Source organism: Rhizobium sp. CFBP 13644, from assembly GCF_014842165.1.
In the GTDB taxonomy this organism is placed as follows: Bacteria; Pseudomonadota; Alphaproteobacteria; order Rhizobiales; family Rhizobiaceae; genus Agrobacterium; species Agrobacterium tumefaciens_C.
The window spans coordinates 187,987-202,881 of record NZ_JACYVF010000004.1 but is presented as its reverse complement, the minus strand read 5'-3'; the positions used below and the strand labels follow the sequence as shown (position 1 = coordinate 202,881).

Annotated in this window: 10 protein-coding genes; 7 read left to right on the top strand and 3 right to left on the bottom strand. The window is 57.5% G+C overall.

Going from position 1 to position 14,895, the window contains the following annotated elements; genetic code table 11:
- Positions 1-47 precede the first annotated feature (47 nt).
- The 5 genes from IFT53_RS13410 to IFT53_RS13390 all read left to right on the top strand — a co-directional run bounded on the left by IFT53_RS13410 (position 48) and on the right by IFT53_RS13390 (position 5,276).
- Complete coding sequence (locus IFT53_RS13410; protein WP_446737673.1) at positions 48-947, top strand: polyprenyl synthetase family protein; 900 nt, start codon at positions 48-50, stop codon at positions 945-947.
- A 189-nt stretch (positions 948-1,136) separates the two neighbouring features.
- Positions 1,137-1,961 carry a DeoR/GlpR family DNA-binding transcription regulator gene (locus tag IFT53_RS13405; RefSeq protein WP_192065295.1) on the top strand — a complete coding sequence of 275 codons (825 nt, stop codon included), beginning with the start codon at positions 1,137-1,139 and terminating at the stop codon, positions 1,959-1,961.
- Positions 1,958-3,151, top strand: coding sequence for an MFS transporter (locus tag IFT53_RS13400; protein ID WP_192065293.1), 1,194 nt, complete (start codon positions 1,958-1,960; stop codon positions 3,149-3,151). Before IFT53_RS13405 ends, IFT53_RS13400 begins: the two co-directional genes overlap by 4 nt.
- 143 nt (positions 3,152-3,294) lie before the next feature.
- Positions 3,295-4,545, top strand: coding sequence for a flavodoxin-dependent (E)-4-hydroxy-3-methylbut-2-enyl-diphosphate synthase (ispG, locus tag IFT53_RS13395; protein ID WP_042615691.1), 1,251 nt, complete (start codon positions 3,295-3,297; stop codon positions 4,543-4,545).
- A 68-nt stretch (positions 4,546-4,613) separates the two neighbouring features.
- Positions 4,614-5,276, top strand: a complete 663-nt coding sequence (locus IFT53_RS13390; RefSeq protein ID WP_192065291.1) for an OmpA family protein — start codon at positions 4,614-4,616, stop codon at positions 5,274-5,276.
- A gap of 86 nt (positions 5,277-5,362) precedes the next feature.
- Here IFT53_RS13390 and pyc read toward each other — a convergent pair whose 3' ends face one another.
- Both pyc and IFT53_RS13380 read right to left on the bottom strand, forming a co-directional pair.
- Complete coding sequence (pyc, locus tag IFT53_RS13385; RefSeq protein ID WP_192065290.1) at positions 5,363-8,824, bottom strand: pyruvate carboxylase; 3,462 nt, start codon at positions 8,822-8,824, stop codon at positions 5,363-5,365.
- Positions 8,825-8,946: 122 nt separating this feature from the next.
- Positions 8,947-9,684 carry a helix-turn-helix transcriptional regulator gene (locus IFT53_RS13380; RefSeq protein WP_042615560.1) on the bottom strand — a complete coding sequence of 246 codons (738 nt, stop codon included), beginning with the start codon at positions 9,682-9,684 and terminating at the stop codon, positions 8,947-8,949.
- Positions 9,685-10,032: 348 nt separating this feature from the next.
- On the opposite strand from IFT53_RS13380, the gene IFT53_RS13375 reads away from it, so the two are divergent.
- Entirely contained in the window at positions 10,033-11,808 is a 1,776-nt protein-coding gene (locus IFT53_RS13375; RefSeq protein ID WP_042615561.1) for a glucan ABC transporter ATP-binding protein/ permease, read from the top strand.
- Between the two features lie 92 nt (positions 11,809-11,900).
- On the opposite strand, the gene IFT53_RS13370 is transcribed toward IFT53_RS13375, so the two are convergent.
- Entirely contained in the window at positions 11,901-12,602 is a 702-nt protein-coding gene (locus tag IFT53_RS13370; RefSeq protein WP_042615562.1) for a DUF1013 domain-containing protein, read from the bottom strand.
- Positions 12,603-12,833: 231 nt separating this feature from the next.
- Here IFT53_RS13370 and acs point away from each other — a divergent pair, with 231 nt between their 5' ends.
- Positions 12,834-14,792 (top strand): acetate--CoA ligase, encoded by a 1,959-nt coding sequence (gene acs / locus IFT53_RS13365; RefSeq protein ID WP_192065288.1) that lies wholly within the window; start codon positions 12,834-12,836, stop codon positions 14,790-14,792.
- The last annotated feature ends 103 nt before the right edge of the window (positions 14,793-14,895 follow it).

Genomic DNA, 14,895 nt, shown 5'->3' with positions numbered 1-14,895 from the left:
CTTTTTCCCCCATGCCAAACAGCCGATATGTTGAGGAAACGGCCAAAATGACATTCGAGACACGCCTGCGCGACAATGCGGCACGAACCGAAACCCTGCTGGGCGAACTGCTGTCAGGCGACAGCCGCACCGACGAGACGACGCGACCGGCAAACCTTCTGGACGCGATGCGGCACGGCGTGTTGAACGGCGGAAAGCGGCTGCGACCTTTTCTCGTCATCGAGACAGCCCGGCTTCTCGGCGGAAACATGCACGCCGCATTGCGCGTGGGTGCAGCGCTGGAATGCCTGCATTGTTACTCGCTGGTGCATGATGATCTTCCCGCCATGGATGATGATGACCTGCGACGGGGTCAGCCGACCGTTCACAAGAAGTTCGATGAAGCAACCGCGATCCTGGCTGGCGATAGTCTGCTGACGCTGGCCTTCGACATTATCGCCGCGCCCGAGACGGAACTGCGGGATGACCGAAAGGCCCAGCTGGTTCTGGCCCTGGCAAGAGCCGCCGGCATTGGCGGCATGGCAGGCGGACAGGCGCTCGATCTCTATGCCGAGACGCATCCGCCGGATGAAGCGGGCATCGTGACATTGCAGACGATGAAAACCGGCGCGCTGATCCGCTTTGCCTGCGAAGCTGGCGCCATTATCGCGGGCAGTGACACAGCCGAGCGCGAAAGGCTGCGCCACTACGGCGAAAAAATCGGCCTCGCTTTTCAGCTGGCAGACGACCTGCTGGACCTGACCTCCAATGCCGTGACCATGGGCAAGGCAACAGGCAAGGACGCAGCACGCGGCAAGGGAACACTGGTGGCCCTGCACGGCGCCGACTGGGCCACAACGAGGCTGCGGGAACTGGTGGAAGAAGCTGCCGAACTGCTCGCACCCTATGGCGAAGCGGGAGAGACCCTGATCGAAACCGCAAAGTTCGTGGCCGAACGAAAGAGCTGAGACGCGCGTGGTCGCTTAGCCCACCTGCTCCATAACATCCCATACACTCCTGGCCGGTTTTCCGGCCATCTTGAACACGCCCACTGATCGGCTCAGCGCGGTGGGAAGATGCGCTCCATCATTTCGCTTGAGAAATCGCAAATGCCGGGTTATGCGTGTTTATGCACGATTCTTCCGGTTGGCTTTCCTATGTCTAGATCCGATCACTTTGTTGGCGAGCGTCAGGCTCTTATTCACGCGGAATTGCTGCGCCATGGCCGGGTTTCTGCGCAGGAACTGGCGCAGAAATTTGCGGTATCCGAGGACACTGTCCGCCGTGATTTGCGCGAAATGTCTGCGCGGGGCGAATGTGAGCGGGTTTATGGCGGTGCGCTGCTGATATCAGGCACCACGATACCGCTGAAAACGCGCATGACCATGATGACGGAACGCAAGGCTGCCATGGGACAGGCCGCCGCCGCGCTGTTGCAGGATGGCATGACCGTCTTTCTCGATGCTGGCTCAACCAATCTGGCGATTGCGCAGCATCTGAGTGCGGATGCGCGATTGACCATCATCACCAACACACCTGACATCGCGGCCGAACTCACCGGCCGCAACGGGGTCGAGCTCATTCTCATTGGCGGCAGGGTTGATCCGGCTGTCGGCGCTGCCATTGACACAACGGCTATCAAGCAGCTGGAAGACATCAGACCAGATCTGTGTATCGTCGGCGTCTGCGGACTATCGCTCATCCAAGGATTGTCCGCCCAGATTTACGAGGATGCGGTCTTCAAACGACTTGCCTGTCAAACCAGCACGAGAATTCTCTGCGCCATCACCTCTGAAAAGATCGAAGCCCCCACGGCATTCCATGTGCACCCGCTGACATCCAAGCTGACGCTTGTGCTTGAGGCGGATGCTGACGCGGCAACGGTCGAAACGCTCAGGAAAACCGGCGTCGAAACTGTCCAGGCCAGCGCGTCTTCCCCAGTATCTTCATTTATCCAAACACCAAAGGACCAGTCCCGATGACCGGCTCTACCACGCATCCATCCCCCACAACCCGCACGCCATATATGACGAGGACACGCCTTGGCGTTTCCCTGTTGTTTCTCATGAATGGCTTCATGATGGGCTCATGGGCACCGATGATACCGGAGTTCGCCACGCGCTTTGCGCTCAGCGAAAGCGAACTCGGCCTCGTCATCCTTGTCTACGGCCTTGGCTCCCTGTCCTTCATGCCCATCGCAGGCTCCCAGATCGGCCGTCTCGGTTCGCGAACCGTTACGCTTGCCGTGGCGCTCGTCATGGTGCCGACGCTGCTTTTGATCACAATGGCGAACGCCTTGTGGGCTGGTGTCATCGCCGTCTTTCTGTTCGGCGGACTGACGGGGGCAATGGATGTTGCCATGAATGCCAATGCCGTTGTGGTGGAACGCAGCATGCGCCGCGCCATCATGTCGTCCTGCCATGCCTTCTGGAGCCTTGGCGGTCTCCTCGGCGCGGGTCTGGGCGGCCTGCTGATCAACATGACCGGCATTTACGGCCACGCCGTCGCACTGACGATCATTGCAGCCATCATGCTTGCCGTCGCATGGCCACGGGTACTGGTGGATCGCCCGCACCCGGAAGAAGAGCGTCCAAAGGGTGGCCTGCCGCTGACCCCACTCCCCTGGATCATCGGCATCATGGCACTGTTTTCGATGATCCCGGAAGGTGCGATTCTGGACTGGGGCGCGCTCTACCTGCGCAACGAACTCAGCGCATCCGTCACGTTGTCGGGCTTCGGCTTTGCGGCCTTTTCCCTGACGATGGCCGTCATGCGCTTTGCGGGTGATCTGGTGCGAGACCGATTCGGCGCTGTGCGCACCCTGCAATTCTGCTCGTCCATATCGATCGTGGGCCTGCTGATTGCCGGTTTCGCACCCAATGCCTTCGTCGCGATTGCAGGCTTTGCCATTGCTGGCATCGGCATTTCCAACATGGTGCCCATTGCTTTCTCGGCAGCGGGCAACATGCCGGGAATGGCGCCGGGCATTGCACTGTCGGTGGTCACAACCATGGGATATTCCGGCATTCTCGTTGCACCGTCAGCCATCGGCTTCATCGCGGAGCATACGGGACTGGCGGTCGTCTTCCTCGGCCTGCCGGTTTTGCATGTCGTGGTTCTGCTTCTCTCCCGCTTAGCCCGCCACGCCGATGGTACAAGCAACCACCACTGACACAGCACTTTGCCCCTCATGACGGCTGGTCTCCAATTTTGCCATGATTGCGGTGAAAGAGGAGTTGATCGCTTCGATATTGACAAGGCTCGCGCCGTGTTACACCTGAATGATCAGACCAACCACAATTGCTCGAGAAAACCATGACGTCACACGCCGATTATGATCCCAAGCCGCGCCGGTCCTCGGTCGCTGTCGATGTCGGTGGCGTGATCGTGGGTGGCGGCGCGCCAGTCGTCGTGCAATCCATGACCAATACGGATACGGCTGACATCGACGCCACCGTGCAGCAGGTGGCCGCCCTCTACCGTGCGGGTTCCGAAATCGTGCGCATCACCGTCGACCGCGACGAAAGTGCCGCCGCCGTTCCAAAAATTCGCGACCGCCTCTTGCGCCTTGGCCTTGATGTGCCGCTGGTAGGTGACTTCCATTATATTGGCCACAAGCTTCTGGCAGATCACCCGGCTTGCGCCGAAGCATTGGCAAAATACCGGATCAATCCGGGCAATGTCGGCTTCAAGGACAAGAAGGACAAGCAGTTCGGCGATATCGTCGAAATGGCGATCCGCTATGACAAGCCGGTGCGCATCGGCGTGAACTGGGGATCGCTGGATCAGGAACTCCTGACCACGCTGATGGACAAGAACAAGGATGAAGGCTTTCCGCTATCGGCCCGTCAGGTCACGCGCGAAGCCATCGTCCAGTCGGCCCTGATTTCCGCAGAGCTTGCCGAAGAAATCGGCTTGCCACGCAATCGCATCATCCTGTCGGCTAAAGTCAGCCAGGTTCAGGATCTGATCGCCGTCTACTCGATGCTGTCGGAACGCTCCAACCACGCGCTGCATCTGGGCCTGACCGAAGCGGGCATGGGCTCCAAGGGCATCGTCGCCTCCTCCGCTGCCATGGGATACGTGCTGCAACACGGCATTGGCGATACGATCCGCGTGTCCTTGACGCCGGAGCCAAACGGAGACCGCACCCGCGAAGTGCAGGTCGCGCAGGAAATTCTGCAGGTCATGGGCTTTCGCCAGTTCGTTCCCGTCGTTGCGGCCTGTCCGGGCTGTGGGCGCACCACCTCCACCGTGTTTCAGGAACTGGCGCAGAACATCCAGAACGATCTGCGCAAGAATATGCCGGTCTGGCGTGATAAATATCCGGGCGTCGAGGCGCTGAACGTCGCTGTCATGGGCTGCATCGTTAACGGTCCGGGCGAAAGCAAGCATGCCGATATCGGCATTTCGCTGCCCGGCACCGGCGAAAACCCCGCCGCTCCCGTCTTTATCGATGGCGAAAAAGCCTTGACCCTGCGCGGACCTGATATCGCCAAGGATTTCGAGGCGCTTGTCATCGACTATATCGAAAAACGTTTTGGCCAAAAGGACGCAGCCGAGTAGGTTTCGACCGCGAAAATGCCGGAATTTACCTGTCTTACCTTACGTGAACTCACGGAGCACTGGAATTCATGATCAAGAAGTTTGTCGTTCTTGCGCTTGCCGCAACCTATCTTTCCGCCTGCACCACCACCGACCCTTACACAGGTGAGCAGAAGGTTTCCAACATGGCAGGTGGTGCCGGTATCGGCGCTCTGGCCGGTGCAGTCGGCGGTCTGGCCATCGGTGGCGGCAACAAGGGCCGCAACGCCTTGATCGGCGCGGGCATTGGCGCGCTGGCCGGTGGTGCCATCGGCGGTTACATGGACAATCAGGAATCCGAGTTGCGCCAGCAGCTTCAGGGAACCGGCGTTTCGGTAACCCGTCGCGGCGATAGCATCGTTCTCAACATGCCGTCCAACGTCACCTTCGCGACAGATCAGGATCAGGTTATCCCGCCATTCTTCCCGACGCTCAACTCGGTGGCGATCGTTCTGAACAAGTTCGGCAAGACCTATATCGACATTAACGGCCATACCGATTCGACCGGCAGCCTGGCGCATAACCAGCAATTGTCCGAACGTCGCGCGGCCTCCGTTGCAAACTATCTCGGCGATCGTGGCGGTGTCGATCAGCGCCGTATTTCAACAATGGGCTTTGGCCCATCGCAGCCGGTTGCTTCCAACGCAACGGCAGACGGACGCGCCCAGAACCGCCGCGTCGAAGTCCTGATCTCGCCGCTGACACAAAACTGATCTCTCGCAGCGTCTCAATCGACTGATATCTCCAAAAAAAAGCCCACCATTTGGTGGGCTTTTTGTTTGTAGCGGTCAGTCAGAGCTTATTCACCGTAAGCGATCAGCAAATCCTTGGCATCGATCTGATCGCCGGGCTTGACCAGGACCTCGACTACCTTGCCGTCACGTTCGGCGTGAAGCGCGGTTTCCATTTTCATGGCTTCGATAGACACCAGCACGTCGCCTGCCTTCACATCCTGCCCCTGATTGACAAAGACGCGGGAAATGACGCCCGGCATCGGTGCGCCGACATGCGCGGCATTGCCCGGTTCAGATTTGCGGCGAACGGCAGAACCCGTGGCCCCATGGGCACGATCAGGCACCTTGATGCGGCGCGGCTGGCCGTTGATTTCGAAGAACACCGTGACCATGCCCTTATCATCAATGCCCGATGAAGCCTGATTGACGATGACGAGGGTCTTGCCGCGCTCAATATCGGCAAACAGCTCTTCGCCATCTTCCATGCCGTAGAAATAAGCGTGGGTCGGCAAGACCGACACAGGTCCGTACGTATCAGAGGCCAGAGCAAAATCCGTGAAGACCTTGGGATACATCAGGTAGGACGCAAACTCGAAGTCATCCACCGGACGCTCAAGCTTGGTTTCGATGTCCTTGCGCTCCGCATCCAGATCAGCATCTTCAAGAAGAGAGCCGGGACGTGCGGTGTAGGGCTCCTCGCCCTTGAGCGCCTTCTTCTGAAGCGCCTGAGGCCAACCGCCCGGCGACTGGCCAAGATCACCCTTCAGCATGGAAACGACGGAATCCGGGAAGGACACTTCCTTTTCCGGGCTTTCAACATCAGCCACCGTCAAATCCTGGCTCACCATCATCAGCGCCATATCGCCGACAACCTTGGACGATGGCGTGACCTTCACGATATCGCCGAACATCTGGTTGACGTCCGCATAGGTCTGCGCCACCTCGTGCCAGCGGCTTTCCAGACCCAGCGAACGGGCCTGTTCTTTGAGATTGGTGAACTGGCCACCCGGCATTTCGTGGAGATACACTTCTGATGCGGGGCCCTTGAGGTCGCTTTCAAAGGCAGCATATTGTCCGCGCACCGCTTCCCAATAGAAGGAAATGCGGCGGATCCATTCCGTATCGAGCCCGGTATCGCGCTCTGTTCCCTTGAGGGCTTCGACGATGGAGCCCAGGCATGGCTGCGATGTATTGCCAGAAAGCGCGTCCATGGCCGCATCGACCGCGTCAACACCCGCTTCCACCGCCGCCAGAACGGTGGCCGCAGAAATGCCTGAGGTATCATGGGTGTGGAAATGGATCGGCAGGCTGGTGGCCTCGCGCAGAGCCTTGAACAGCACCCGCGCGGCAGCAGGCTTCAACAGCCCTGCCATATCCTTCACAGCGATGATATGAGCGCCTGCTTTTTCCAGTTCAGCGGCCAGGTTGGTGTAGTATTTCAGGTCGTATTTCGGGCGGGCCGAGTTCAGAAGATCGCCCGTGTAGCAGATCGTTGCTTCGCAGAGCTTGTTCTCTTCGGCAATTGCGTCCATCGAGACGCGCATATTCTCGACCCAGTTGAGGCAATCGAACACGCGGAACAGATCGACGCCGCCTTTGGCCGCCTGACGCACGAAATATTTGACGACATTGTCAGGATAATTCTTGTAGCCGACGCCATTGGCGCCGCGCAAAAGCATCTGCAGCAACAGGTTTGGGGCGCCTTCGCGCACCTGCGCCAGACGCTCCCACGGATCTTCCGTCAGGAAGCGCATGGAAACGTCGAAGGTCGCGCCGCCCCAGCATTCCAGCGACAGAAGCTGCGGCAGAGCCTTGGCATAGACGCTGGAAACGCGGGCGATATCATGGGTGCGAACACGGGTTGCCAGCAGGGACTGGTGGCCATCGCGCATCGTGGTGTCTGTCACCAACACGCGCTTTTCATTGCGCATCCACTCGGCAAAGTCTTTCGGCCCCAGTCTATCCAGAAGCTGCTTGGTGCCATCAGGCGTTGGCTGGTCGATATAGGGAACGATGGGAACTGGGGCATTTGCGTGAGGCTTGGCTCGCCCCTTCGTTTCAGGATGCCCGTTGACGGTGACGTCCGCCAGATAGGTCAGAAGCTTGGTGGCGCGATCCTGCCGCTTGACCTGCTCGAACAACTCAGGCGTCGAATCGATAAAGCGCGTTGTATAGGTGTTTCCGACAAAGCTCGGATGGCTGATGATGGCTTCCAGAAATGTGAGGTTGGTCGCCACGCCGCGAATACGAAATTCGCGCAGGGCACGATCCATGCGCGCAATGGCTTCCTCGGGCTGCGGAGCCCAGGCGGTGACCTTGACCAGAAGCGGATCATAATAGCGCGTGATGATGGCGCCCGAATAGGACGTACCGCCATCAAGCCGAATGCCGAAGCCCGATGCAGAGCGATAGGCAGTGATGCGGCCATAATCCGGGATGAAATTGTGTTCGGGGTCTTCCGTGGTGATGCGGCACTGAAGCGCATGACCATTGAGGCGGATGTCCTTCTGCGCCGGAACGCCGGATTGGAGCGTACCAATCGTCTCGCCTTCCAGAATATGGATCTGCGCCTTGACGATATCGATGCCCGTGACGACTTCCGTTACCGTATGTTCGACCTGAATACGCGGATTGACCTCGATGAAGTAGAATTTGCCGGTATCGGCATCCATCAGATATTCGACAGTGCCCGCGCCGACATAGTTGGTCGCGCCTGCGATCTTCAGCGAATAATTCGCAAGCTCCTGACGGCGCTCCTCCGAGAGGTAAGGCGCAGGTGCACGCTCGACAACCTTCTGGTTGCGGCGCTGGATGGAGCAGTCACGTTCGAACAGATGCACGACATTGCCGTGAGTATCGCCCAAAATCTGGCTTTCCACGTGGCGGGCGCGCTCGACCAACTTCTCAAGATAGACTTCATCCTTGCCGAAAGCAGCCTTTGCTTCACGCTTGGCTTCTGTCACCTCGCGGGCGAGATCTTCCTTTTTCCGGATGGCACGCATGCCACGGCCACCGCCGCCCCATGAGGCCTTGAGCATGACGGGATAGCCGATCTCCTCAGCCATGCGCTCAACCTCTGCCATATCGTCAGGCAGTGGATCGGTGGCCGGTACGACCGGTACGCCAACAGAAATCGCCAGATTGCGTGCGGCAACCTTGTTGCCAAGCCTGCGCATCGTATCTGCGGTTGGCCCGATGAAAATGATGCCTGCCTCGTTGCAGGCTTCCACAAATTCCGGGCTTTCGGAAAGCAGGCCATAGCCGGGATGGATCGCGTCTGCGCCCGAAAGCTTGGCGACGCGGATGACCTCTTCGATCGAAAGATAGCTCTCGATGGGGCCCATATCCTTGGCAAGGTGCGGGCCGCGACCGACCTGATAACTCTCATCCGCCTTGAACCGGTGCAGGGAAAGCTTGTCCTCCTCTGCCCATATGGCAACCGTTTTAATGCCGAGTTCATTGGCAGCACGGAACACACGGATCGCGATCTCTGAGCGATTGGCGACAAGGATTTTCGATATTTTCAAGACGGCCTCCCGAACCACAACAGCAGCATGTTTATGCTGCACCGCGAAATTAAGCAGTAAACGTGTTCGTTGGAAAGGCCGATTTTGATATTGTCAGTTCCCGGGCGGGAGACAGCAACGTTTCAGGAGATTAAACCGAGACGAAGTGCAAGCGCCACCACATGCTGACGATTTCTGGCATCGAGTTTTCGCTGGATGCCGTTGATATACCAATCCACCGTGTGGCTCGAGATCGAGAGGCTCTTGCCGATTTCCGGTGAAGTCCGCCCCTGGGCAAGAAGCGTCAGCACATCGAACTCACGCCGTGTGAACTGGGTCCCAGCCAGATCCGGCATGGCCAGAACGCTTTCGGACTGACCTGAAAATTCAAGAAGCCGCCAAAACGCAACACGCATGGCCGTATCGAGGATGAACAGTTCCGATGTCGTCAACAGCCGACCATCGCCAAAAATATAAACCCCACCCAGCAGTCCGCTTCGACCGTGAATGGGAAAGGCATAGCCTTCGCGCAGACCGAAGCGCGCAGCATCCTGAAAAAGCCTTGCGGCTCTTTTGCGCTGTGTCGACTGCGGCAGGAAGGACATGACTTCGCGGCAACGAAATGGCTGATGCAACAGACCGAGCGTTCGCTTCACGGGGTCGGCTTCACCATATTTCTTGGCGTGATAGAATTCTTTCCAACCAACGGGCAGATGCTCGGCGAGAACCGTTCCGGTGAATGTCAGATCTTCGACATCCCGTTGCACGATGCGGTAGTAATTAAATCCGAGACGACGCAACAGTTCATGAAATGTGGAGAGAAACCTGTCCTGGGTCTTTGACTCGTAACACACAGTCAAAAACTGAAAAACATTGTGCATTAAAGCTAATACCTTGAAAAATATGGAACACTTGTCAATTTTGGTCGATAGAATTCCTGAACAAGGGCCCCCCCTTTGCCAAGATGCATTGCCTACATCAAATCGTCCCCTAATGGATAATCAATAATTAAACCATGCCGCGAAATTTTGCATGGCGCATCGGGTTGTATTCACAACTTCGCATTTTTTTCGCATTCCCGCTCCCCGCTCGGCCCCCGTTAAGCGCGCATTCATGTGGAAAGAGCGATAAAACAACGGCTTGCAAGGGTCGAAATTTTTTTGAGCTCAAGCAGACCATTGGCGCCGTGACCAGCGCTGCTCGACGGATATGAAGACGGGATACGGGAATTGACACTGTTTCAGGTTTATAGTCGCGCCCTGCGCTACCTCGCCAATAACAAATGGCGTGTCACCATCGTCGTTATCGCAAACGTCATTCTGGCCGCAATTACGATTGCGGAGCCGGTCCTGTTCGGACGAATCATCGATGCGATTTCTTCCGGCTCGGATGCCACCAACATCTTGATTCTCTGGGCGGCTTTCGGCGTGTTCAACACGATTGCCTATGTTGCCGTGGCCCGCGAGGCTGATCGTCTTGCCCATGGTCGGCGCGCATCCTTGCTGACGGAAGCTTTCGGTCGCATTATTTCCATGCCGCTTTCATGGCATCACCAGCGTGGCACATCCAACGCGCTGCACACGCTTCTGCGTGCAAGCGAAACCCTGTTCGGTCTCTGGCTTGAATTCATGCGCACGCATCTGGCGACATTCGTGGCGCTGCTGCTTCTCATCCCCACAGCCATCTCGATGGACCTGCGTCTCAGCTTCGTTCTGATGGGGCTTGGAACCGTCTACTGGTTCATCGGCAAATGGGTCATGGAGCGGACAAAGGAAGGTCAGGCCTCTGTCGAAGAACATTATCACTCCGTTTTCGCCCATGTGAGTGATTCGATCAGCAACGTATCTGTCCTGCACAGCTACAACCGCATCGAAGCGGAAACAAAAGCCCTTAAATCCTTCACCGAGCGTCTGCTCAGTGCACAGTATCCGGTTCTGGACTGGTGGGCCTTTGCCAGTGCGTTGAACCGCACTGCATCGACGCTCTCCATGATGATCATCCTCATCATCGGCACGGTGCTGGTTAAGAACGGTGAACTGCGCGTGGGCGACGTAATTGCCTTTATCGGCTTTGCCAACCTTCTGATTGGCCGTCTCGACCAGATGCGTGCATTCGCGACGCAGATCTTCGAAGCCCGCGCTAAGCTTGTCGATTTCTTCAAGCTGGAAGATTCCGTGCAGGAACGTGAAGAGCCAAGTGGTGCTATTGAGCTGGGCCAGGTCTCCGGCAAGATCGAATTCCGCAACGTCAACTTTGGCTTTGCAAACACGAAGCAGGGCGTCCATGACGTCTCCTTCACAGCAAATGCTGGCGAAACCGTTGCCATCGTCGGCCCAACAGGCGCTGGCAAGACGACGCTCATCAATCTGCTGCAACGGGTTTACGATCCCAATGGCGGCCAGATCTTTGTCGATGGCGTCGATATATCGACGGTTACGCGCCAGTCGCTGCGTCACTCCATCGCAACGGTGTTCCAGGATGCGGGCCTTCTCAACCGGTCCATCCGCGACAACATCCGTCTTGGCCGTGAAGCAGCAACGGATGATGAAGTGGCCCAGGCTGCTGCTGCCGCCGCTGCCACAGATTTCATCGACAGCCGTCTGAACGGCTATATGACGCAGGTTGGTGAACGCGGTAACCGCCTGTCGGGCGGCGAGCGTCAGCGCATCGCCATCGCCCGTGCCGTGTTGAAGAACGCGCCTATTCTGGTGCTTGACGAGGCCACCAGCGCCCTTGACGTGGAAACCGAAGCCCGCGTGAAAGACGCGGTGGATGCTCTGCGCAAGAACAGAACGACCTTCATCATCGCTCACCGTCTTTCCACGGTGCGAGACGCAGATCAGGTTCTGTTCATGGATAATGGCCGCATTGTCGAGAAGGGCACATTTGACGAGCTCAGCATGCGCGGCGGTCGCTTCTCATCGCTGCTGCGCGCCAGCGGCCTGTTGAACGATGACGAAAAGACAGGCGCGCCTGTGCTTTCGCTGCCCGCCAAGTCTGCCTGATATCACTCAGATCAATCTGAAACGAATGCGCACCCAATAAAAAAGCCCCGGTCAATGCCGGGGCTTTTTCGTATGGTTTGGCGATCAATCGATCAGTAGGTCTCGTCTTCCTCATCGTCCTTGCGGGTCGATTTGAGAGAGTTAAGCTTGGCAAAGACGGCGTTGTGGTCGATTTCTTTTTCTTCCTCACGCTCGTATTTGTAGCCAAGACCTTCCGTTGCAGCGGCTGGCTGCAATGTCGCGTCAAGCTCTTCCTGCGTTGGCAGAGGACGTCCGCGAGATGCGCGCTCAACCTCAAGGTCGAGATCGATCTGGCTGCAAAGGCCAAGCGTGACTGGATCCATCGGTGTCAGGTTGGCCGAGTTCCAGTGGCTGCGGTCACGGATCTGTTCGATTGTGGACTTGGTGGTGCCGACGAGGCGCGAGATCTGCGCATCCTTCAGTTCCGCGTGGTTGCGCACCAGCCAGAGAATGGCGTTGGGGCGATCCTGACGCTTGGAAACGGGCGTGTAACGCGGTCCGCGGCGCTTGGATTCAGGCACGCGAACCTTCGGCTCGGAAAGCTTGATCTTGTGATTCGGGTTGGATTCCGCCTTCGCGATTTCATCGCGAGAAAGCTGGCCGGTGGAAATAGGGTCGAGACCCTTGATGCCCTGCGCGGCTTCGCCATCGGCGATTGCCTTGACCTCAAGCGGATGCAGCTTGCAGAACGTAGCGATCTGTTCAAATGACAGCGCTGTGTTGTCCACCAGCCAGACGGCCGTCGCTTTCGGCATAAGCAATGTTTGAGCCATAGATACAGTCCTTCTGTCCGTCCGCTCCGGTGGCGCGGGCCGTGGAGATTAACCACTAATTTCCGGGATATCAGCGGTCTATAACTGGATTGCATCAGAAATGCAATTCTTTGCGCGACAAATGACCTTTGTCTAATTGCCGGATGTCAGCGAACTGCTATGAATCTGGCACATGACTGGAGAACGGAGTCTCCGGTGCCTGTAAAGACGCGAGCAGCCTGGGAGGAATTCATGTCTGCTAAAATCTATCCGGTTCTGAAATCTGCAAAAACACGCACGCTTGTCGATAATGACCGTTATCTGAAATGGTACGAGCATAGCGTGGAAGATCCTGATGCCTTCTGGGGAAAGCACGGCAAGCGGATAGACTGGTTCAAGCCCTACACAAAGGTCAAGAATACGTCTTTCAAAGGCAAAATCCCGATCAAATGGTACGAGGACGGCCTGACCAACGTCTCCTACAATTGCATTGACCGCCACCTCAAGACCCATGGCGAGCGCACCGCGATCATCTGGGAAGGCGACAACCCGTATATCGACAAGAAAATCACCTATAATCAGCTCTATGATGCGGTCTGCCGAATGGCAAACGTGCTGAAAAAGCATGGCGTGAAGAAGGGCGACCGCGTGACCATCTACATGCCGATGATCCCCGAAGCGACCTATGCCATGCTGGCCTGTGCCCGTATCGGCGCTGTCCATTCCGTGGTCTTCGGCGGCTTTTCGCCGGATGCGCTTGCCGGTCGAATCGTCGACTGCGAATCAACCTTCGTCATTACCTGCGATGAGGGCGTGCGCGGCGGCAAGCCCATTCCGCTGAAGGAAAACACCGACAAGGCAATTCACATTGCCGCCAAGCAGCACATCATCGTCAACAAGGTTCTGGTTGTGCGCCGCACCGGCGGCAAGACGAACTGGGCACCGGGCCGCGACCTTTGGTACCACCAGGAAGTCGCCAGCGTAAAACCCCATTGCGAACCGGCAAAGATGAAGGCGGAAGACCCGCTTTTCATTCTCTACACCTCAGGCTCAACCGGCAAACCCAAGGGCGTGCTGCACACAACGGGCGGCTATCTCGTCTATGTGTCCATGACGCATGAATATGTTTTCGACTATCAGGACGGCGAGGTCTATTGGTGCACGGCCGATGTCGGCTGGGTCACGGGTCACTCCTACATCGTCTACGGACCACTGGCCAATGGCGCCACCACCCTGATGTTCGAAGGCGTGCCGAACTTCCCGGATCAGGGACGCTTCTGGGAGGTCATCGATAAGCATCAGGTCAATATTTTCTATACGGCCCCAACAGCGCTGCGCTCTTTGATGGGTGCGGGCGACGACTTCGTCAAACGCTCGTCGCGCTCCAGCCTGCGGTTGCTCGGCACGGTGGGTGAACCCATCAATCCGGAAGCCTGGGAATGGTATTACCATGTGGTGGGCGAAGACAAGAGCCCGATTGTCGATACATGGTGGCAGACAGAGACCGGGGGCATTCTGATCACGCCGCTGCCCGGCGCCACTGATCTCAAGCCAGGCTCGGCCACGCGGCCCTTCTTCGGTGTGCAGCCGCAACTGGTCGATGCCGAGGGAAAAGTGCTGGAAGGTGCCGCAGACGGCAATCTTTGCATCATCGACAGCTGGCCGGGGCAATCGCGCACGGTCTATGGCGACCATCAGCGCTTTATCGAAACCTATTTCTCCACCTATAAGGGGAAATATTTCACGGGCGACGGCTGCCGACGCGATGAAGACGGCTATTACTGGATCACAGGCCGCGTGGATGACGTGCTGAACGTTTCCGGCCACCGGCTGGGCACAGCCGAGGTCGAATCGGCACTTGTGTCCCACAACCTCGTCTCGGAGGCTGCGGTTGTTGGATATCCCCACACGATCAAGGGTCAGGGCATCTACTGCTATGTCACCTTGATGGCTGGTAAGACGGGCGACGATGCGCTTCGCGAAGAGCTGATCAAGCATGTGCGTAACGAGATTGGTCCCGTGGCAACCCCCGACAAGATCCAGTTCTCGCCGGGCCTGCCGAAGACACGCTCGGGCAAGATCATGCGCCGCATTCTTCGCAAGATCGCCGAGGATGATTTCTCAGCATTGGGCGACACATCCACGCTGGCTGATCCTGCCGTCGTGGATGACCTGATCGAAAACAGGCAGAACAAGGCGCCTGCCGCTTAAAACATTGGAAATATTGTGACAAACGACGCCCGGGGAGCGAACGGCCTCCCGGGCGTCTTCTGTTTCGGCATGATTTTTCCATCGCATTGGGTATGAAAAGCAA